The organism is Streptomyces sp. NPDC054887, from assembly GCF_053610585.1.
On sequence record NZ_JBSGYQ010000034.1, the window covers coordinates 38,179 to 55,905 of the forward strand.

General features: G+C 71.8%; 19 protein-coding genes and 1 tRNA gene. 15 read left to right on the forward strand and 5 right to left on the reverse strand.

From position 1 onward, the window contains the following. Nucleotides 1-230: 230 nt before the first annotated feature. The 12 genes from ACWGH0_RS20275 to ACWGH0_RS20330 all read left to right on the forward strand — a co-directional run bounded on the left by ACWGH0_RS20275 (nt 231) and on the right by ACWGH0_RS20330 (nt 7,432). Complete coding sequence (locus ACWGH0_RS20275) at nt 231-587, forward strand: SCO3933 family regulatory protein (RefSeq protein ID WP_453405557.1); 357 nt, start codon at nt 231-233, stop codon at nt 585-587. 2 nt (nt 588-589) lie between these two features. Continuing rightward, nucleotides 590-1,945 (forward strand): FtsK/SpoIIIE domain-containing protein, encoded by a 1,356-nt coding sequence (locus tag ACWGH0_RS20280; RefSeq protein WP_453405558.1) that lies wholly within the window; start codon nt 590-592, stop codon nt 1,943-1,945. Nucleotides 1,946-2,030: 85 nt separating this feature from the next. Beyond that, nucleotides 2,031-2,216 carry a hypothetical protein gene (locus ACWGH0_RS20285; protein ID WP_453405559.1) on the forward strand — a complete coding sequence of 62 codons (186 nt, stop codon included), beginning with the start codon at nt 2,031-2,033 and terminating at the stop codon, nt 2,214-2,216. 76 nt (nt 2,217-2,292) lie between these two features. Beyond that, entirely contained in the window at nt 2,293-2,931 is a 639-nt protein-coding gene (locus ACWGH0_RS20290; protein ID WP_453405560.1) for a DUF2637 domain-containing protein, read from the forward strand. Nucleotides 2,932-2,946: 15 nt separating this feature from the next. After that, a complete protein-coding gene (locus ACWGH0_RS20295) occupies nt 2,947-3,138 on the forward strand; it encodes a mobile element transfer protein (RefSeq protein ID WP_069926728.1) in 192 nt (63 codons plus the stop codon). Continuing rightward, complete coding sequence (locus ACWGH0_RS20300; RefSeq protein ID WP_453405561.1) at nt 3,138-3,293, forward strand: hypothetical protein; 156 nt, start codon at nt 3,138-3,140, stop codon at nt 3,291-3,293. Before ACWGH0_RS20295 ends, ACWGH0_RS20300 begins: the two co-directional genes overlap by 1 nt. Nucleotides 3,294-3,316: 23 nt before the next feature. Then, a complete protein-coding gene (locus ACWGH0_RS20305) occupies nt 3,317-3,613 on the forward strand; it encodes a hypothetical protein (protein ID WP_453405562.1) in 297 nt (98 codons plus the stop codon). A 92-nt stretch (nt 3,614-3,705) separates the two neighbouring features. After that, entirely contained in the window at nt 3,706-3,888 is a 183-nt protein-coding gene (locus ACWGH0_RS20310; protein ID WP_453405563.1) for a hypothetical protein, read from the forward strand. A gap of 49 nt (nt 3,889-3,937) precedes the next feature. Beyond that, a complete protein-coding gene (locus ACWGH0_RS20315; protein ID WP_453405589.1) occupies nt 3,938-4,582 on the forward strand; it encodes a DNA methylase in 645 nt (214 codons plus the stop codon). Beyond that, a complete protein-coding gene (repSA, locus tag ACWGH0_RS20320; RefSeq protein ID WP_453405564.1) occupies nt 4,579-5,964 on the forward strand; it encodes a replication initiator protein RepSA in 1,386 nt (461 codons plus the stop codon). Before ACWGH0_RS20315 ends, repSA begins: the two co-directional genes overlap by 4 nt. Nucleotides 5,965-5,966: 2 nt before the next feature. Next, a complete protein-coding gene (locus tag ACWGH0_RS20325) occupies nt 5,967-6,170 on the forward strand; it encodes a helix-turn-helix transcriptional regulator (protein ID WP_453405565.1) in 204 nt (67 codons plus the stop codon). Further along, nucleotides 6,170-7,432: a tyrosine-type recombinase/integrase gene (locus ACWGH0_RS20330; protein ID WP_453405566.1), complete on the forward strand. Its 1,263-nt coding sequence runs from the start codon at nt 6,170-6,172 to the stop codon at nt 7,430-7,432. Before ACWGH0_RS20325 ends, ACWGH0_RS20330 begins: the two co-directional genes overlap by 1 nt. Before the next feature lie 235 nt (nt 7,433-7,667). Here ACWGH0_RS20330 and ACWGH0_RS20335 read toward each other — a convergent pair whose 3' ends face one another. From ACWGH0_RS20335 to ACWGH0_RS20350, 4 genes are all read right to left on the reverse strand, one after another. Continuing rightward, nucleotides 7,668-9,086, reverse strand: coding sequence for a Cys-Gln thioester bond-forming surface protein (locus ACWGH0_RS20335; protein ID WP_453405567.1), 1,419 nt, complete (start codon nt 9,084-9,086; stop codon nt 7,668-7,670). A 177-nt stretch (nt 9,087-9,263) separates the two neighbouring features. After that, nucleotides 9,264-9,725, reverse strand: coding sequence for a single-stranded DNA-binding protein (locus tag ACWGH0_RS20340; protein WP_453405568.1), 462 nt, complete (start codon nt 9,723-9,725; stop codon nt 9,264-9,266). A 96-nt stretch (nt 9,726-9,821) separates the two neighbouring features. Beyond that, on the reverse strand, nt 9,822-11,717 hold the full coding sequence (locus ACWGH0_RS20345; protein WP_453405590.1) for a GTPase: 1,896 nt from the start codon (nt 11,715-11,717) through the stop codon (nt 9,822-9,824). A gap of 308 nt (nt 11,718-12,025) precedes the next feature. Then, nucleotides 12,026-13,624 carry a dynamin family protein gene (locus ACWGH0_RS20350; RefSeq protein WP_453405569.1) on the reverse strand — a complete coding sequence of 533 codons (1,599 nt, stop codon included), beginning with the start codon at nt 13,622-13,624 and terminating at the stop codon, nt 12,026-12,028. Between the two features lie 329 nt (nt 13,625-13,953). Here ACWGH0_RS20350 and ACWGH0_RS20355 point away from each other — a divergent pair. Next, nucleotides 13,954-14,026 (forward strand) — tRNA-Arg (locus ACWGH0_RS20355). An 866-nt stretch (nt 14,027-14,892) separates the two neighbouring features. Here ACWGH0_RS20355 and ACWGH0_RS20360 read toward each other — a convergent pair. After that, complete coding sequence (locus tag ACWGH0_RS20360; RefSeq protein WP_453405570.1) at nt 14,893-15,543, reverse strand: ScbR family autoregulator-binding transcription factor; 651 nt, start codon at nt 15,541-15,543, stop codon at nt 14,893-14,895. Nucleotides 15,544-15,748: 205 nt separating this feature from the next. Between ACWGH0_RS20360 and ACWGH0_RS20365 the strand changes: the two genes are divergently transcribed. Continuing rightward, entirely contained in the window at nt 15,749-16,693 is a 945-nt protein-coding gene (locus ACWGH0_RS20365; protein WP_453405571.1) for a ScbA/BarX family gamma-butyrolactone biosynthesis protein, read from the forward strand. Continuing rightward, nucleotides 16,683-17,660, forward strand: a complete 978-nt coding sequence (locus tag ACWGH0_RS20370; protein ID WP_453405572.1) for an NAD-dependent epimerase/dehydratase family protein — start codon at nt 16,683-16,685, stop codon at nt 17,658-17,660. The genes ACWGH0_RS20365 and ACWGH0_RS20370 overlap by 11 nt, the downstream gene beginning before the upstream one ends. Nucleotides 17,661-17,727 lie beyond the last annotated feature (67 nt).

The window sequence follows — 17,727 nt, forward strand, 5'->3', positions numbered from 1 at the left end:
CTGTTGAGGCGCGCGGTTCTCTAGAAGCGTCGCAGGAAGGCGAGTTCAGAAGCCGGATCGCGGTATCGCTTGACTTCTGGTGCGCACCAGATGCAACCTGTTGGTGCGCACCAGTTGAGAACTGGACGTCGGAAGGTGTCTTACCTCCCGGCCAAACGCCAATGCACAGGAGCGGCGACCCACCGCCAAGCAAGTACGCCGCTCCCGCCCCCCTGAAAGGGAGTTCCATCATGCGTCAGATTCCTGTCGACACTTCCGCCGCCATGGTGATGGTGGCCCAGCCTCCGCAGCCCAAGGTCAAAGACCGCCGTACCGGTGAACTCGCGATGGACGTCGAGACCGGCGCCCAGTTGATGACGGTGGGCGTGCTGTTCGCCGCGAACGGTGAGGCGGAGGTGCTGACCGTCACGGTTCCTCAGCCCGGCATCACCGGTGAGCTGGTCATGGGTACTCCGGTCGCGCTGACTGGCCTGACCGCCCGGCCGTGGGAGAACGAGTTCGGCGGCCAGAAGCGGCACGGGATCAGCTTCCGCGCCGTCGCGGTGACCTCGCTGGCTGAGGGCGCTTCGAAGCCGAAGGCTGCTTGATCATGTCGTGGCTGACCGCGTTACTGCTGCTGGTCGCCGTCGCTGCGGGTCTCCTGCGGTGGCAGCGCCCGGCCTGGTACTGGCTGACCTTCGGGGTCACCTTCGCCGCGCTGCGGGTCCTGGTCCGCTACACCTCGGTCATGGACGCCTGCGGGCTCACTGTCCCGCCCTCACGCTGGCGTCTCCACCTGGCCCGGGCAACCAACCGCCCGGCACCCGAAAGCCGCCCGCCGCAGATCCTGCGGCTTCGCCCCACCCGCACCGGCCTCGTACTGCGGATCAAACTCCGCCCCGGTCAGGACGCGTTCGATGTGGCTGCGGCCACGGACCGGCTACGCCACTCGTTCACCATGTACGGCGTCACCTCCCGCGAACTGCGCTCCGGCATCGTGGAGTTGCGGATGACCGGCTACGACGTCCTCAAGCGGGTGCAGATGCCCGCCAAGGTCGACCGTGCCCCGATGCGGGTCCCGGTGGCGCTGCGCGAGGACGGGTCCGTGCACTACCGCGACTACCGCCAGATGCCACACGCCCTGACCCTGGGCGCCACCATGTCGGGCAAGTCGGTGTACCAACGCAACCTAGTGGCCGAACTGGCCGCGCAGGACGTCGCCCTGGTCGGCGTCGACTGCAAGCAGGGTGTGGAGCTGTTCCCGCTGGCCCGCCGGTTCTCCGCACTCGCCGACAACCCCGACACCGCCGCCGAAGTCCTCGATGCCCTGGTGACTCGCATGGAGAGCGTCTACCAACTCATACGGGCCGAACAGCGCATCACCTCGGACGTGCCGGACGCGGAGATCGCCGCCGGTATCTGGGACCTTCCCGACCACCTGCGCCCCACCCCGATCGTCGTCCTCGTCGATGAGGTCGCCGAGCTGGCTCTGTTCGCCTCCAAAGAGGAGGAGAAGCGCCGGGACCGGATCATCACCTCCCTGGTCCGCCTCGCCCAGCTCGGACGTGCGGCCGGCATCTATCTGGAGATCTGCGGACAGCGCTTCGGCTCCGAACTCGGCAAGGGCATCACCATGCTCCGCGCCCAGCTCACCGACCGCACCGCCCACCGCGTCAACGACGAGACCTCCGCCGACATGGCCTTCGGCGACATCTCCCCGGACGCCGTACTCGCCGCGATCCAGATCCCCACCGACGCACCCGGCCTCGCCGTCACCGGCGACTCCACCGGCGGCTGGGCCCGCATCCGCGCACCACACACCACGCTGCGCCAGGCCGTCAACGCCTGCAACCGGCACGCCGACCGCACCCCGGACGTGCCCGAACTCGCCGCCTTCAGGCCCGTGCTCCCGCACCTGGACCCGGCCCCCGCCCCGGCCATCGAGACGGCCCCGGCCACGGCCTGACCATCCCCTGCTCCATCGGTCGGCGTGACCGCATCACGCCAGGTCCCTACCCGCTCCATGCCTCATCCCGGAAGGAGCACCACCCATGACCGCACGCAAGCCCACCGCCGCCCGCAAGCGCCCGGCGAAGAAGTGCACGGACTGCAAGGGCACCGGCGAGATCACCGAAACCGTCCGCGTCGGCTCCGCCCGCAAGCACCGCGACACCGAGGACCGGCAGTCCGCCCTGTGCCTGGCCTGCTTCGGCACCGGCCACGCCCTCACCAACTGATCACCGCCGGGACGGGCGGCCGGACCTACGCGCCCCGCCCCTCCCGGCTCCCAACCCAGTGAAGGAGGTGAAGACCATGACCCGCACGATTCGCCCGGACGCCGTACTCGTACAGGCCGTCATTGCCGGGGCCCTGTCCTTCGCCCACCTGCACGATCTCGCCGCCGCCGCAGGACAGACCGGCTGGAAGGCATGGGCCTACCCCATCTCGGTGGACCTGCTCTTGGTCGCAGCATGGCGACGGCTTCGCGGTGGCGGCCGGTCCCGTCTGGCGTGGTGCTGGTTCCTGATCGCCCTGGTCGCCTCGCTCGGCGCGAACGTCGCCACCGCCGGATTCCTCGACCTCGCCAACCCCCCGGCCTGGCTGCGCTTCAGCGTCGCGGGATGGCCCGCCCTCGCCTTCCTCGGCGGCACCCTCCTGGCCCACACACCCGCCCCGGCCCCGGCCGTGCCGGCCGAATCGGCAACGGCTGACGACCTCGGTCCCGAGCTGGTCGAACGCGATCAGCGTCCAGCCCCGGAACCGGCTCCGGCACTGCCCGCACCCGGACCGGTCGCCGTTCCTTCCGTGCCGCCCGCGCTGGTGGAGCACGCCCGCAAGGTCGCCGACGACCACCGCACCCGAACCGGCTCCGAGATCGACCCCGACACCCTGCGCGCCCGCCTCGGTGTCCCCGCCCCGATGGCTGATGCCATCGCCGCCCAACTCGCCTGACAAGGAGATTGGATCATGCCTGCCCGCGACTTCTTCCACTCCGTGATGCGGATCGGACCGGTGCAGATCGGCACCCACCGCGACCGCCACGGCCGCACCAAGCACGCCGCCGTCTGCACCTCCGACCGCTGCGGCTGGTCCGCCGACTTCTCCAGCCAGTCCGCCGCCCAGCTCGCCGCCCGCACCCACCGCTGCCAGGTCCGCTGATGGACGTCCCGCTCTGGATCGCCCTGATCGCCGTTGGCTACCTCGGCATCAAGCTCATCCGCCCGCCCGCATGGCTCGTGGTCGTGCTCCTGCTCGGCGGCTACCTCCTCGCCGACAGCCTGCTCGCCCCCGTCATCGACACCGCCATCAAGTAACCCGCCTGAAAGGAGCACCACCGATGTTCAAGCCCAAGTACCCGGCCCCCGACACCTACACCGCGACCACGCTGCCCGCCGCCCCGGCCCCGGTGCACCAGGTTCCCACCCCGGCCCCGGTGCCCACCCGGCAGGCGCCGGCGGTGCAGCTCACCCCCGGCGCGCTGGTCGCCCTCGTCGGCGGTGGCGTCACGGCCGTGCTCGTCGTCGGCGCGGTCTTGGTCTCCATGCTCCTCGCGGTCGCCGTCACCGGCGTGTCCGTCGCGGTGTGCGCCGTCGTCCTGCGCTCGCTCCTGCACTCCAGCCACCTGCACCGCTGACCGGCCCCCGGGGCGGCCTCTACCGCCAAGTTTCGTCCGCCCCGGGAGCCGTGCCCCTGCCCGAACCACTGATCCGGAAGGAACCACCCATCATGGCCCACCGCCCGACCACCACGGCCCGCATCTGCCCGGACTGCGACGGGTTCGCCTCCGCCGCCATCACCCTCGGCGGACGCGACCGCAACGGCCACCGGCGCACCATCACCGCGCACTGCCCTGCCTGCCACGGCACCGGCACCCGCTCGGCCTCGATGCGGGGGACTGTCCGTGTCTGACACCACCCCACGCGTTCTGGACCTGTTCTGCTGCTCCGGTGGTGCCGCGATGGGCTACCACCAGGCCGGGTTCGAGGTCGATGGCGTCGATATCACCCCCCGTCCGAACTACCCGTTTCCGATCTATCGGGGCGACGCGCTGGAGCGGCTCGCCGCTCTGACCACGTCCGGCGACATCGAGCGCTACACCCTCGCTCACGCATCCCCTCCCTGCCAGGCCGGCTGCACCCTTACCGTCGGCACCAACCACTCCCAGGGGTGGGGCAACGACCACGTCGACCTCGTCGCTCTGACCCGCGAACTCCTTGACCGCACCGGCCTTCCGTACGTCATTGAGCAGCCCAACGGCCGGGCCGCCATCCGCAAGGACGTCACGCTGTGCGGCGCCATGTTCGGCCTCGGCGTGCTGCGACACCGCAACTTCGAACTGGGCCACTGGGCCGTCGCCACGCGCCCCTTGCACGTCAAGCACGAAGGCCGCGTCAGGGGCTGGCGGCATGGACGGTTCTTCGACGGTCCCTACGTCGCCGGCTACGGCCAGGGAGGCGGCAAGGCCACCGTGCCCGAGATGCAGCGGGCCATGGGCATCACGTGGACCGAGGTCCGTGAGGAACTGACCGAGGCCATCCCGCCCGCCTACACCCGCTGGATCGGAACCGCCTTCCACACGGCCCGCCAGGAGGTGCTGGCGTGACCCATGCCGCGACCTTCGCGGGTCTGGACCCGATCACCTTGGGGGACATCCTCAGGGTGGCCGGGTCTTCGGACTTCGACCGCTGGCAAGACCAGATCCGCCGCACCGGCGGCTGCACCAACCCCATCCACCTCACCGGCTGGACCCTCGCCAAGGACAAGACCACAGGCGAGACCCTCCGCCACTACACGACCGAGCACGAGCCCGGCGGACGGCTGCGTGTCGCTTGCGGCAACCGACGCGCCTCACGCTGCCCGGCCTGCGCCTGGACCTACGCCGGAGACACCTACCACCTGATCCGCGCCGGACTCGCCGGAGACGACACCAAGGACATCCCCGCGGCCGTTCGGGAACACCCCCGGGTCTTCGCCACCCTCACCGCCCCCTCCTTCGGCCCCGTCCACAACCGGCCCTCCAACGGCCGCTGCCGCTGCGGCACCACCCACCCAGACGATGACCCGATCCTCGGCACGGCCCTCGCCCCGGCAACGTACGACTACGCGGGCACGGTGCTCTTCAACAACCACGCCGGGGAACTCTGGCAGCGCTTCACCATCCGCCTCCGCCGCGAGATCGCCGCCCGCGCCGGACTCACCCAACGCGAACTCACCGAAGCAGCCCGCGTCTCGTACGGCAAAGTCGCCGAATTCCAGAAGCGCGGCGCCATCCACTTCCACGCCGTGATCCGCCTCGACGGACCGGACGGACCCGAGAGTGCCCCGCCCTCGTGGGCCTCCGTGACTCTGCTGACTGAGGCGATACGCGCTGCCGCCGCCCACTCGTACACCACGGTGACCGTGCCCGCCGCCGACGGGCAGCCGTGCCGGCCGTTTCGCTGGGGCACCCAACTCGACGTTCGCCCCATCCGCGCCTTCGACGACGGAGCCGACATCACCGAGCAGGCCGTTGCCTCCTACGTCGCCAAGTACGCCACCAAAGCAGCCGAGACAACCGGAACCCTGGACCGCCGTATCGGGGAGCTGGCGGAACTGGACCGCCACGACGTACCCGACCACGCCCAGCGGCTTATCCGGGCCTGCTGGGACCTTGACCCGGTCTACCCCGAACGACGGCTCTGGGCCTGGGCGCACATGCTCGGCTTTCGCGGCCACTTCTCGTCCAAGTCCCGCCGCTACTCCACCACTCTCGGAGCCCTGCGACAGGTCCGCGCCGACTACCGCGCGGCCCAAGAACGCGAAGCTCTCGGACTCGACGACCGAGAGCCTGACACCGTGCTCGTCCTCGCCGACTGGCAGTACGCCGGACACGGTCACACCCCCGGGGAGTCTGCCCTCGCCGCTTCGATCGCCCGGGACCTACAGCTCAACCGCGAAACCGCCCGTGAAGCCCTCGCAGACCTCGATCCCGGCAGGGAGTGGTGACCATGACCCGGCTCCTGCCCGACCGCTACCTGACCCCGGTCGACCTCGCCGACCTCCTCGGCATACCGCTCGAAACCGTCTACCAGTGGCGGCGCAAGCGCACTGGCCCCCGCGGCTTCCGAGTCGGCCGACATCTCCGCTACGACCCCGAAGACGTACGCTCCTGGATCTCCTCGCTCGTCGATGCCGGGGAGGAGGCTGCCTGATGGCCGGACACGTGCAAGACCGTTGGTTCAAGGTCGAGACCGGATCAGACGGAAAGCCGGTCAAGGTCAAGACCAGCCGCTACGGCATCGGACACCGATACCGCGCCCGCTACGTCGGCCCGGACGGCACGGAGAAGAGCAAGAGCTTCCCCGACAAGCAGAAGCGTTTGGCCGATGCCTGGCTGACCAACATCGAAGCTGACATGGCCCGGGGGCAATACATCGACCCTCGCGCGGGCCGAACCACGTTCCGGGAGTACACGGAGCGCTGGCTCTCTTCGCTGACCACCGACCTCGTCAGCCGGGCTGCGGTAGAAGGGCGTCTCCGGCTTCACGCGCTGCCCTACCTCGGCTCTCGCCCCATCGGGTCGTTCCAGGCTGAGCACATCCGCGACTGGATTGGGCAGCTCGAACAGTCCGTGACTGCGGCGTCGTACAGGCGGCTGATCTTCGAAGCGGTCTCCTCGGTGCTTAACGCCGCTGTGGATGACCGGCTGTTGGCTTCGAATCCCTGCCGGGCCCGCTCGGTCAAGGCTCCACGGGCTGCACCGACACGCGTGCACCCCTGGACGGCCTCCCAGGTCTTTGCCGTGCGGGCTGGGCTGCCTGAGCAGTACCAAGCCATCGTCGACGTCGGTGCTGGCTGTGGTCTGCGGCAGGGCGAAATCCTCGGTCTCGCCCTGGAGAACATCGGTGATCTCGGCTGGGTGTACGTGCGACAGCAGGTCAAGAAGGTGCGTGGAACGCTCGTCTTCGCCCCGCCGAAGCGCGGCAAGCTTCGGGATGTCCCACTCGATCCGGAGGTGTCGGCCGCGCTGACCGCTCACATGGAGCGCTTCCCGCCGGCCGATGTGACCCTGCCCTGGCTGACGCCTACTGGCCCGAAGGTCACCAAGCGGCTCATCTTCACGAACGGCTCGGGCAACGCCCTGTGGAGCAACGCCTTCAACGATCGGGCCTGGAAGCCCGCTCTGGCGGCTGCGGGGATCATTCCGGCCCCTGAGAGGGGCGCGCGTTACGCGGCGGCCAGAGAGCACGGCATGCACGCTCTGAGGCACTTCTACGCCTCGGTCCTCCTCGATGCCGGGGAGAACATCAAGGCGCTGAGCCTCTATCTCGGGCACAGCGATCCGGGGTTCACGCTCCGCGTCTACACGCACCTGATGCCGAGCAGCGAGACCCGGACGCGGAAGGCGATCACCGCCATGTACCGGGCCGCCGGTCGCGCTCATGACGGCCCAGACACGGCCCAGGCTGCCTGACACGGCCCCTCATCGACGGGAAACCCGCTGGTGAGGGGCTGTTTCGTGCCCGAACTCGGCAAGTAACACCCCATCTTGCCTGACGTCCACCCCGGGACGGAAACGGGTATGGCGTGCCGTACGGTGACGGCCCCGTCGCGGCAGGTCGCGGCGGGGCCGTCGTGGTCGGTCCGGTCCGGGGCGTCGCCGGTCCGACGGGGCGGCCGGCGGTGCTTTCGCCGGTGCCGGGGGGTGGCTATTCGTCGTCGGAGGCGGGCTGCTTCTTGCGGACGAAGACGACCGCGGCGATGCCGAGGACGACGAAGAGGACCGCGATGCCGAGGATCATGGGCGTGGCGTCGGAGCTGCCCGTCTCGGCCAGGTCAAGACCGTCCTCGGCGACGGGGGCCTCACCGGCCGTCGCGGGGCCCGGCCGGTTGCCCGGCTGGTCCAGGGTGCCGGCGCCGGGGTCGGCGCCCGCGCCGGTGGCCACGGAGGTCTCGCAGTCGAGGATGCCCCGGAAGTTCTTCTCCAGGCCGCCGGGGCCCTCGATGGTGAAGTCGTACGCCTGGTCCTCAAGCACCGGGACGGTGACGGTCAGCGACCGGCCGGCTGGGACGGTGTGCCGGGCGTCCATGAGCGCGAAGGTGAACGGCTCGTCGCCCCGGTTGGCTGCGGTGATGTCCACGCCGCCCTTCGCGCAGTTCTTCCGGGCGGAGAGCGCCGGGGCGGGGCCCTTCTTCGCCCAGGTGGCGGTCGCGTCGGCGGAGACGGTGGACTCGCTGGAGCCGGCCAGGATCTGGGTCTGGCTCTGCGTGGTACCGGTGAAGGCCCGGCCGACCGGTACCGAGGTGGTGGCCTGGACGGTGAGGGAGGACGAGCCGTCGGCCGCGTCGGCGGGCACGTCGAAGTACAGCCGGCCGCCGTCGACGGCGGTGGTGACGGGCTTGCCGTCCTTGCCGACGATCCGTACGCCGCTCGCGGCGTCGGCGGGCGGGGCCACGGTGACGCGCTCCGCGTTGGTGCGCACGGTGACGGGGCCGAGTCTTCCGCCCGCCTTGCCGGAGACCGCGTTGGGCTCCAGCGTCAGGGATGCCCTGGGTTCCGCGCCGGCGCGCGCGTTCTTCTCCAGGAAGTCGGCGAGCTTCTCCGCCTTCGGGTCGAGCGCGTCGACCTTGACGTGGTCGGAGTACCGCCAGATCGCGACCTGGGTGCCGGCGGCGGCCGTCTGCTCGGTGAGCGAGTCGACGCCTGCCCGCTTGGCCAGCGCGCTCAAGTCGTTGACCTGCGGGTACGAGTGCTCCAGGATCCAGCGGATCTTGCCGGCGTCCTTGTTGGAGCCGAGCGAGGTCTGGTCCCAGGAGGTCTCCAGGTACTTCGCCTGCTCCTGCGTCGGGCGGTGCACGTCGACGCAGTACGTCTTGAGGGTGCCGCCGCCGTCGACGGTCATCTCGAACAGCCCGGCGGGGATCTGCTGGTCGCCGGTCTCCGTGCGCAGGACGGCCTTGTCGTAGGTCTTCAGCCCGTCGAGCGTGGCCGCCGCACCGCCCTGGTGCTGCGGCGCCTCCTCGGCGGCGGCCGGCCCCGCCACGGCCAGCGCCCCGGCGGCGAGGAGTCCCGCGGTCACGGTCGCGGCGGCCGGACGGGCGGAGCTCCGCCCCCGTACGAACAACACAGAGAAAGCAGAAAACACAGAATTCCCCTTCGGGCGAGGCCCTTTCGCTCGGGTGCGACGGTGGGGGAGCGCCTCGCCGGCAGACTCAAGTGCCCCGTGAGTATCCGGAAATCCTAGAGAGGCGGAGATCGACAGCCCCCTGTCATACCGTCAGATAGCCATTCCGAATCGGAATCGTTATCGCCCAGCCCCTGGACGAGCCTGTTCTGTCGACAAATCGCTGGGCGGTTCCGCCGAGTTGCGCGCCTCGGTCGCCGGACGCCGGGTCAGCAGCGGGTCTCCTCTCACCACCCGCCGGAAGGCGGACGTGCCGCGCGTCATGTCGTGTCCGACCGCCAGCGCCTCGATGTCGGCGGAGAATCTCCGCCGCCCGTCCTTCTCCTCGTCCCGCACCCTCAACCGCCCGTGCACCACCAGCGGTTCGCCGATGGACACCGACCCGGCCAGGTTCGTCGCCAGCGAGCGCCGCGCCCACACCGTGTAGAAACTGGAGTGCCCGTCGGCCCAGCTCTCCTTCTGGCGGTCCCAGTACCGCACCGTCACGGCAAGCCGGAAGCGCGCCACCGCGCCCGCCGCCGAGTCCCGGTGGTCCACCCCCGTCGCGGCGTTGCCCACCAGCGTCACCCACGTCTCGCTCATCCCGGCTCCCCCGCTGCCCTCACCGTCCGGTGCGCCCTCCGCGACCGGCTGGTTCCATGCTGGACCGGTCGCGGCGGACCCGCCGGGGCCTGTGGGCTACCGGCCGGTTGTGGACAACCCCGTCACCGCCACGTACTGCTCCCGCACCTCCCAGTACCGCATCAGCTCGGCCGACACCGGGTCCAGCACCCGCGCCCGGCCGCAGCCGGCCGCCGCCTCACGCAGCCGCCGCTCGGCGTCCTGCCCGTAACGCCGCGCCGGTCCCCTGGCCGCCGCCGCGCACGCCCACTCGACCAGCGGGCCACCGAGGATGCCGGCGAGCATCACCAGGACGGGCGGCAGCAACCGCGGCTCCAGGACGCCGACGATCTGGCCCACCAGCCACAGGCCGCCGAAGATTTGGAGCAGGGTCATGGCAGCCTGGGTCAGCACCGCCGCCGGCCACCACGCGGGCTTCGGCGGCCTGCCGCGGGGCAGCCCGGCCCGTACCGCGAGTACGTCCAGTTCCTCGGGCAGCCCGGCCGCGCCGCGCACCGCGGACTCCCGTACCGCCTGCGCCCAGGGGGCGGGGAGGCCGGCGGCGGCCTCGTCGGCGACCGTGCGCACGGCCTGCTCCACGCGCTGGCGGGCGGTGATCTCCTCCTCCTCGCCCTCGGTCGGCGTCCGGCCGGAGATCGGGTCGAGGCCGGCTCCCAGCGCGCGGCTCTGCTCGTACCAGCGCCAGAGCCTCAGCCACGGCGTCCCGCACGACTTGCCCGCGTTCCTGCGCCACTCCCGCTCGGCCGCCTCCCCCACGGCCGCCGCGCCCACCGCCTCCGCGAGCCGGTCGGTGAACTGGACACGGGCCCGCTCGCCGAGCTCCGGCGGCCGCCGCCCGTCGGCGACGTAGACGGGGCGCAGCCGGGCCGCGGCGGCGTCCACGTCGGCGGACAGGCGGCGGGCGGCGGCTCCCCGTTCCTGTACGAACTGGCAGAGCGTTTCGCGCAGTTCGCCCACGCCCTCACCGGTGAGCGCGGACAGGGCCAGGACCGTGGCTCCGGGTTCGCCGTGCTCGCCGAGCGCCATGCCGTCCTCGTCGAGGAGCCTGCGCAGATCGTCGAGGACCAGGTCGGCGGCTTCGCCCGGCAGCCGGTCCACCTGGTTGAGCACCACGAAGGTCACCTCCGCGTGGCCGGCGAGCGGCCGCAGGTAGCGCTCGTGCAGCACGGCGTCGGCGTACTTCTCGGGGTCCACGACCCAGATCACCGCGTCCACCAGCGTGAGGACCCGGTCCACCTGGTCGCGGTGGGCGGTGGCGGCGGAGTCGTGGTCGGGCAGGTCGATGAGCACCAGCCCGTTCAGCGCCTCGTCGCGGAAGCCGAGCGGGGCCGGCCTGCGGCGCAGCCGCCCGGGGATGCCGAGGCGGTCCAGCAGCCCGGCGGCGCCGTCGGTCCAGCTGCACGCGATGGGCGCCGAGGTGGTCGGCCGGCGCAGCCCCGTGTCGGAGATCTGGACGCCGGCGAGCGTGTTGAACAGCGTCGACTTGCCGCTGCCGGTGGCGCCCGCGACGGCGACGACCGTGTGGCGGGCGGAGAGCCGCTGGCGGGCGGCGGCCTCGTCGAGCACGCGGCCCGCCTCGGCGAGGGTGGCGCCGTCGAGGCGGGTGCGGGAGAGGCCGACCAGCTCGCGCAGGGCGTCGAGGCGCCCGCGCAGCCGGCCGCCGTAGGCGCCGCCGGGCGAGAGGCCGTCGTACTCGTCGTCGCCGGTGTCGCGAGGGTCTGCGGAGGTCCGGCGGTCGTCGGACGACGGCGGGACGGGCAGCGGGGTCCGGGCGGCGCGTTCGCCGCGGGCCGCCGCGCGCTCGGCGGAGCGCCGGGCGATCAGCCCGTCGTCCCACCGGACCTCGACCCCGCCCTCCGCCGCCGGGCCCGTGCCATTGACGGCTTCCGCGCCGGGGGCGCTGTCCGTTCCGGGCGCGGCTTCCGTTCCGGGGGCGGTGCCCGTGCCGTTCAGGGTCGCTGCGCTCGGGGCGTCGATTCGTGTGCCGTCGGCGGGCTGCGCGCCGGTGAGGTCGGCCCCCAGTGGGCCGGCGTGGCTTCCCGTACCGCCGAGGTCGTCGGCGCGTACGCCCGGCTCCTGGAGCTGACCACCGGGGCCGTCCGGTGCACCGAGGTCGTTCAGGTCATGCGGAGGGCTGTCCGGGCCACCGGGATCCGTCGGACCGACGAGGTCGTGCGGCGCGTCGACGTCGTGCGGGCCGCCGACGCTTCGCACGCCGTCGACGCCGTCCGTGTCATCAGTCACAGCAGTCACGTTTGCGATCACTTCTCCTTCTGCAGCAGGGAGAGCGCGGCGATGAGCTCTGCCTGCGGCTCCGGGGTCACCCCGAGGGCGTCGAGCGGCGCGAGCCGCTGCTCCCTTTCGGTGCTGAGTACGCGGTCGATGTACGTCGTGAGCAGGTCCCCGCCCTTGTCGCGCAGCCGGGTCGCGGCGATCGCGCCGATCCGCTCGGCCAGCCGCTCCCCGGCGGTTCTGGCGCGGCGGCCGCCCAGCAGCGCGGCGGCCAGCAGGGCGGCGACGGTCTCGGCGTCCGGCGCGGGCGGGCGTTCGAGGTCCCGCACCTCTTCCTCCGCGAGTTCTTCGAGCACCCGGCGCCACCGCCGTGCGGCCATACCGATGCGCTCGCCGGCCTCCCGGTCGGGGATGCGGAACGCCACCGCGTCGGCGGCCGGCTCGCGCCGCCACGCCTCGTGCACGTGCTCGTCGGCGGCGGCGACGGCGCACTGGAGCAGCGCCGTCAGGCTCGCGACGAGCGAGTCGAGAAGCTCACCCGCCGAACTGTCCAGCGGATATCCGCGCCAGCGGGTGAGCGCGTCGCCGGACAGGACCGCGCCGCGCTGGAGCCGGCGGCGCACCCGCGCGCCCTCCTTCTCGTACGCCTCCTCGACGTCCGCCGTCAGCCGCACGGAGGCGGCGTACTGCGCGGCGACGGCCCCGGCGAGCTCGGGCATCCGGGCGTTCAGCGACTCGATGACGCCGGTGGCGGTGCGGGCGACGGCCTGCTGGCGTGCGGCCGGGTCGTGCACCCGGTGCGCCAGCCAGGCGCGCAGCGGCTCCACGGCGGTGGACGGCAGCAGTCCGCTTCCGCCGCCAGCCGATTCGGGCAGCTCGGGAATGGTGAAGCGGGGCACGTCACCGAGTCCGGCCTTGGTGAGCAGCGCGGCGTACTGGCGCGACACCTCGCCGATGACCTGGTGCGGAACCCGGTCGAGGACGGTGACGAGGGTGGCGTCGTACGCCTTCGCGGTACGCAGCAGGTGCCAGGGCACGGCGTCGGCGTACCGGGAGGCGGTCGTGACCATGACCCAGACGTCGGCGGCGCAGATCAGTTCGGCGGCGAGCACCCGGTTCCGGGCGACGAGCGAGTCGATGTCGGGCGCGTCGAGCAGGGCCAGGCCGCGTGGCAGCGTCCCGACGGTCTCGACCCTGAGGGTGTCCCCGCCGCCCTTCTCGCCGTCCGCCGGCCCGGCGTCCTCCTCGCCCTCCTGGCGGGGCAGCCATACGCGGGTGAGCTGCGGCAGTACGCGGAGGTTCGCGAACCAGTGGTGGTCGTCCGGGTGGCAGACCAGTACGGGCGTGCGCGTCGTGGGGCGCAGGACGCCGGACTCGCTCACGCGGCGGCCGACGAGGGAGTTGACGAGGGTGGACTTGCCGGCGCCGGTGGAGCCGCCGATGACGGCGAGCACCGGCGCTTCGGGTTGTTTCAGCCGGGGCAGCAGGTAGTCGTCGAGCTGCGCGAGCAACTCGATCCGTGACTGCCGGGCGCGCGGGGCCCCCGGCAGGGGGAGCGGGAGGCGCACGGCGGCGACACGGTCGCGCAGCGCGGAGAGTGCGTCGATCAGCTGAGGCCGTGCGTCCAAGGTCACCACATGCGAAGAATGCCCAATTTTGGAGTCTTTTAGAAGCCTAAAGGCACCTCTGCGTGCATCTGCGCGCCGATTGGCGGCGGGCGGGTAGGCGGTACGGGAGGGGCGCAGGCATAACGAGTGCACAACACCCGGGGCGGGAGACGGCAAAAGCGGTGCGCGATTCGCACTCGCCTGCGATTATCGGGTTCGCTTCACCGAACCTCCACATCGTGCCACGCAGGTGAAGCAACCGGCCCAAGGCGATCGGAGCCCTATCCTTGTCCCCGGCAAGGTCCGGGACCCGCCCAGCCCGGGGCCCGGCCCGCCGAGGCCATGATCCGGCCCCCGTAGCTCAGTGGATAGAGCAGGCGCCTTCTAAGCGCTTGGCCGCAGGTTCGAGTCCTGCCGGGGGCGCAAACAGCCTCTCACCAGCACGAACGGGTGAGGGGCCCTGTCGTTGCCGCCGGTGCGGCGCGCACGGGCCAAGCGCCCCGCAGCGCCTTCGTGCACGACGTCGCGATCTTCGTCGTCTTCTGCCTGCCGTTGGACACGGGGCCGCCCGGCGCAGCCGCGCCGCGCGCCGGCGCGGAGGGGCGAGGGCCCCGTCGATTGCTTCGCGGGGTGTGGCTCCCGGGCGACCTTGACGATTCGCCAGGCGACCATTCCCGATGCCTGGGAGACGGCGTCCACGTCCATTGTGATCTTGCCCGGTGCGTCGTGGATGCGCGTGTGGGTGGCGGTCCCGTCGCACGTCAGCTTTCGTACGGTCGTTTCTCCCCCGATCCGTACCGTCGCCTCGGCAGCGCCGCTGCCGGCGCAGGCGAAGCTCAGCCGGTAGGACCTTCCGGGCGTCAGCGGTGACTCCTGGTGGATGCCGTCGCTGAGACGTTCCAGTCCGCTTTCGAGGAACTCCGGGTCACCGGGGACGATGGTGTCCAGAGCGGCCTCGGCCTGTGCGGCCAGCTTCTTGTCGCGGTCTTCCCGGGACGGGCCGGTGGCGGTCGCGGTCGCGGTGGGCACGGGCGGGTCACTGGGGTGGCCGGAGTCCCCCGTGCAGCCGGAGAGTACGACTGCTGCCAGGGCGCAGGTCGGGGCGAGGGCGGCGGCACCGCGTCGTCGTGGTGGGCGACGTGTCGTCACGCGCGAGCGGTTTCCCTCTGGTTCGGCGTCCTGGACGGGCGGGTCGCGCGGAACGTAGCGCGTGGTGGGGGCGCTCGCGTGTGCGGCCGGACCGGGCTTCCGTGGGCGGGGTGGGGGGAAGCGCGGTCCGGTCGGGGTGGTTACGCGCTCAGGGGGACGGCGTGGTCGTTCACCGCGGGGCCCGAGCCGCCCGTCACGTCGAAGCGGCCCAGACGGCGTACCGGTACGAGGCCGGGCAGCAGCATCTGCCACATCTGGGTCGTACGCTCGCTCAGGTCGCGGCGGCCGGCGAGCACTTGGGAACTGAGCTGGAGTCCCGTCCAGCAGCCGACGATCAGGTTCGCGGCGTGGTCGACGTCGACCTCCGGCCTGACGTCGCCCCGGCCCTGCGCCTGCGACAGGCAGTTGCGGATGAGTTCGATCCACTTCACGTACGGCTCGGCGCTGACGCCCGACACGTTGCTCTGCTCGATCACCAGCCGGATGCCGGCCCGCACGCGGACGCTCTCCTGGAGCTGCCGCGCCATCCCGTGGACCAGGTCGATCACCGTCTGGACACCCGGGCGTTCGATGTCCCGCATCGTCTCCCAGATGGAGAACTGCTCGTCGATCACAGCCTGGGCGAGTTCTTCCTTCGAGGCGAAGTGGAAGTACAGGGCCCCCTTCGTGACGCCGGCCTCCTTGACGATGTCGCTGAGACTCGTACCGGAGAAGCCCGTGTGGTCGAAGGCCCGCGCCGCGCCGTCGATGATGGCGCTCCGTGTCACCTCTGCCCGTTCCTGCCTGGCCATGAACAACCTCCTGATCCTGTGCGGCGACCGCCGGCGCCCCACCGCCTCGCCCCCCGTGTGGGGCACCGCGCCCGCTCGCTCACCAATTTTGCTCACACCTCTCGTAAAAAACCAACTAGCTAGTATTGTTTTGCCTCGCCCCACCAAGCCTCTCGTGCCACAGCTCGACTTCTGTCCTGCTCAACTCACCTTCAGGAGGCCCCTGATGCGCGTTGCGACACTCCTCGACCAGGCTGATCTCTCCTCCACGGTCGAAGCACCCGAGCTCTTCCTCCAGACCGTTCCCCGGACGCTCGTGCACCGGGCGGCTGTGTCCGAGGTCCTGGTGACCGGGATACAGAGAATCGACGCGGACCACTTCAGAGTGGGCGCCCAGTGGCCGCGCAGCCACAGCTACTACGGCCCGGTCGCCGGCCGCTGGCACGACCCCATGCTCCTCGCCGAATCGATACGCCAGGCCCTGCTGCTCATCTCCCACCAGGCGTACGACGTGCCCATCGGCTATCAGTTCCTGTCCCACACCGTCTCGCACGACATGACGGCGGAGGGCGCCCTGCTCACCGGACGCCCCGCCCACGTGCTGCTCGACGTCCGGTGCACCGACATCAAGCGGCGCGGCAGGACGGTCAGCGCGTACACGGCGCAGATCGAGTGCCGCCGGGACGGACACGTCATCGGCACGGGCGCGGTCACCATGGCATGCATGGCACCGGCCGTCTACAGCAGGGTCCGCGGCGACAAGGCGGAGGGCAGCCCGCAGCGGCCCCTGCCCGAGGCGGTCACGCCGGAGCTCGTGGGACGGCGGCGGACCACCGACGTGACGATCTGCGCCACCGGTGTCGAGCGCGTGTGGACACTGCGCGCCGACCAGAACCACCCCGTGCTCTTCGACCACCCCGTGGACCACGTGCCCGGCATGGTCCTCATGGAGGCGGCGCGCCAGGCGGCCCTCGCGGTGCTCCAGGAGCCCGAGGGGCTCGCGGTGGCCTGCGACGCCACCTTCGACCAGTACGTCGAGTTCGACAGCGCCTGCCTCGTGACCGCGAACACCGAACCGGCCGAGATGGCGGGGCCGCGTACGGTCTCCGTCCGCTTCGACCAGAACGGCGCCACGGTCGCGACGTGCAAGGTCAAGGTCCTTGCGATCTGAGCCGGGTGCGGTCCTGGTGCTCGGAGGCACCGGGTTCATCGGCGGCGCCGTCGTGCGCGAACTGCTGAGACCCGCCTCGACCGGCGCGCCCCCACCCGAACTGCGGGTGCTCGCACGACGGCCGTTGCCGGAGTGGATGATCTCGGCGGGTGCGCGGAGGATACCCGCCGATCTCACCGATCCGGCCGGGCTGCGGGGCGTCTGCGAGGGCGTCGGCACCGTTCTCCACCTCGCCAGTTACGTGGGGCCCGACCCGGCGCTGTGCGCCGCGGTCAACGACACCGGCACGCGGGCCATCGCCCGCGAGGCGGACGCGGCGGGCACCGCGCGCATCCTGTACGTCTCCACCGCGTCCGTCTACGGCACGGGCCCCCACCGCGGCGTGACCGAGAACCAGCTGGTTCCCGCGCCGGTGTCGGCCGCGAGCGCGTCGCGGCTCAGGGCGGAGGAGACGGTGCTCTCCCGGGGCGGCGTCGTGCTGCGGCCCCATCTGGTGCACGGGCCCGGGGACAAGTGGTTCGTTCCGCTGCTCTACCGGCTGCTGCGCAAGGTGCCGGTGTGGCCCGACGGCGGCGGCTCGCGCAGTTCGCTCGTCGCGGTGCGGGATCTGGCCCGGGTCGTCGCGGCGCTCTCCCGGAGCGACTGGGCGCAGGACCGGGGCACCGTGTACCACGTCAACCATCCGCGTCCCGTGACCCTGCGCGCGATGGTGACCCAGGTGTGCCGCGGGCTCGACCTGGCGCTCCCCGGGTCCGACCTGCCGCGCGCCGCGCACCGGGAACTGGCGGCGCGCGTCCTGCCGGCGCTCTCCACGCACCAGCACGCCCTCCTCACGGAGGACCACTGGTACGAGAGCAGCCGCATCTGGGCCCGGCTCGGCATCGAGCCGGGCCCGGGCTTCGCGGCGGGGCTCGTCGCGGGGCTGCCGTGGTACCGGCGGCACGTGGCCGGTGCGCACGTCGCCTGATCCGCCGCTCGGCCGGGGGGGGGCCGCGGGGGGGAACCCCCCCCCCAGAACACACCACCCCCCGCGC

Coding starts and splice junctions, on each gene's coding strand:
- ACWGH0_RS20275 (WP_453405557.1), top strand. CDS start 231: ATGCGTCAGATTCCTGTCGACACTTCCGCCGCCATGGTGATGGTGGCC.
- ACWGH0_RS20280 (WP_453405558.1), top strand. CDS start 590: ATGTCGTGGCTGACCGCGTTACTGCTGCTGGTCGCCGTCGCTGCGGGT.
- ACWGH0_RS20285 (WP_453405559.1), top strand. CDS start 2,031: ATGACCGCACGCAAGCCCACCGCCGCCCGCAAGCGCCCGGCGAAGAAG.
- ACWGH0_RS20290 (WP_453405560.1), top strand. CDS start 2,293: ATGACCCGCACGATTCGCCCGGACGCCGTACTCGTACAGGCCGTCATT.
- ACWGH0_RS20295 (WP_069926728.1), top strand. CDS start 2,947: ATGCCTGCCCGCGACTTCTTCCACTCCGTGATGCGGATCGGACCGGTG.
- ACWGH0_RS20300 (WP_453405561.1), top strand. CDS start 3,138: ATGGACGTCCCGCTCTGGATCGCCCTGATCGCCGTTGGCTACCTCGGC.
- ACWGH0_RS20305 (WP_453405562.1), top strand. CDS start 3,317: ATGTTCAAGCCCAAGTACCCGGCCCCCGACACCTACACCGCGACCACG.
- ACWGH0_RS20310 (WP_453405563.1), top strand. CDS start 3,706: ATGGCCCACCGCCCGACCACCACGGCCCGCATCTGCCCGGACTGCGAC.
- ACWGH0_RS20315 (WP_453405589.1), top strand. CDS start 3,938: ATGGGCTACCACCAGGCCGGGTTCGAGGTCGATGGCGTCGATATCACC.
- ACWGH0_RS20325 (WP_453405565.1), top strand. CDS start 5,967: ATGACCCGGCTCCTGCCCGACCGCTACCTGACCCCGGTCGACCTCGCC.
- ACWGH0_RS20330 (WP_453405566.1), top strand. CDS start 6,170: ATGGCCGGACACGTGCAAGACCGTTGGTTCAAGGTCGAGACCGGATCA.
- ACWGH0_RS20340 (WP_453405568.1), bottom strand. CDS start 9,725: ATGAGCGAGACGTGGGTGACGCTGGTGGGCAACGCCGCGACGGGGGTG.
- ACWGH0_RS20360 (WP_453405570.1), bottom strand. CDS start 15,543: ATGGCCAGGCAGGAACGGGCAGAGGTGACACGGAGCGCCATCATCGAC.
- ACWGH0_RS20365 (WP_453405571.1), top strand. CDS start 15,749: ATGCGCGTTGCGACACTCCTCGACCAGGCTGATCTCTCCTCCACGGTC.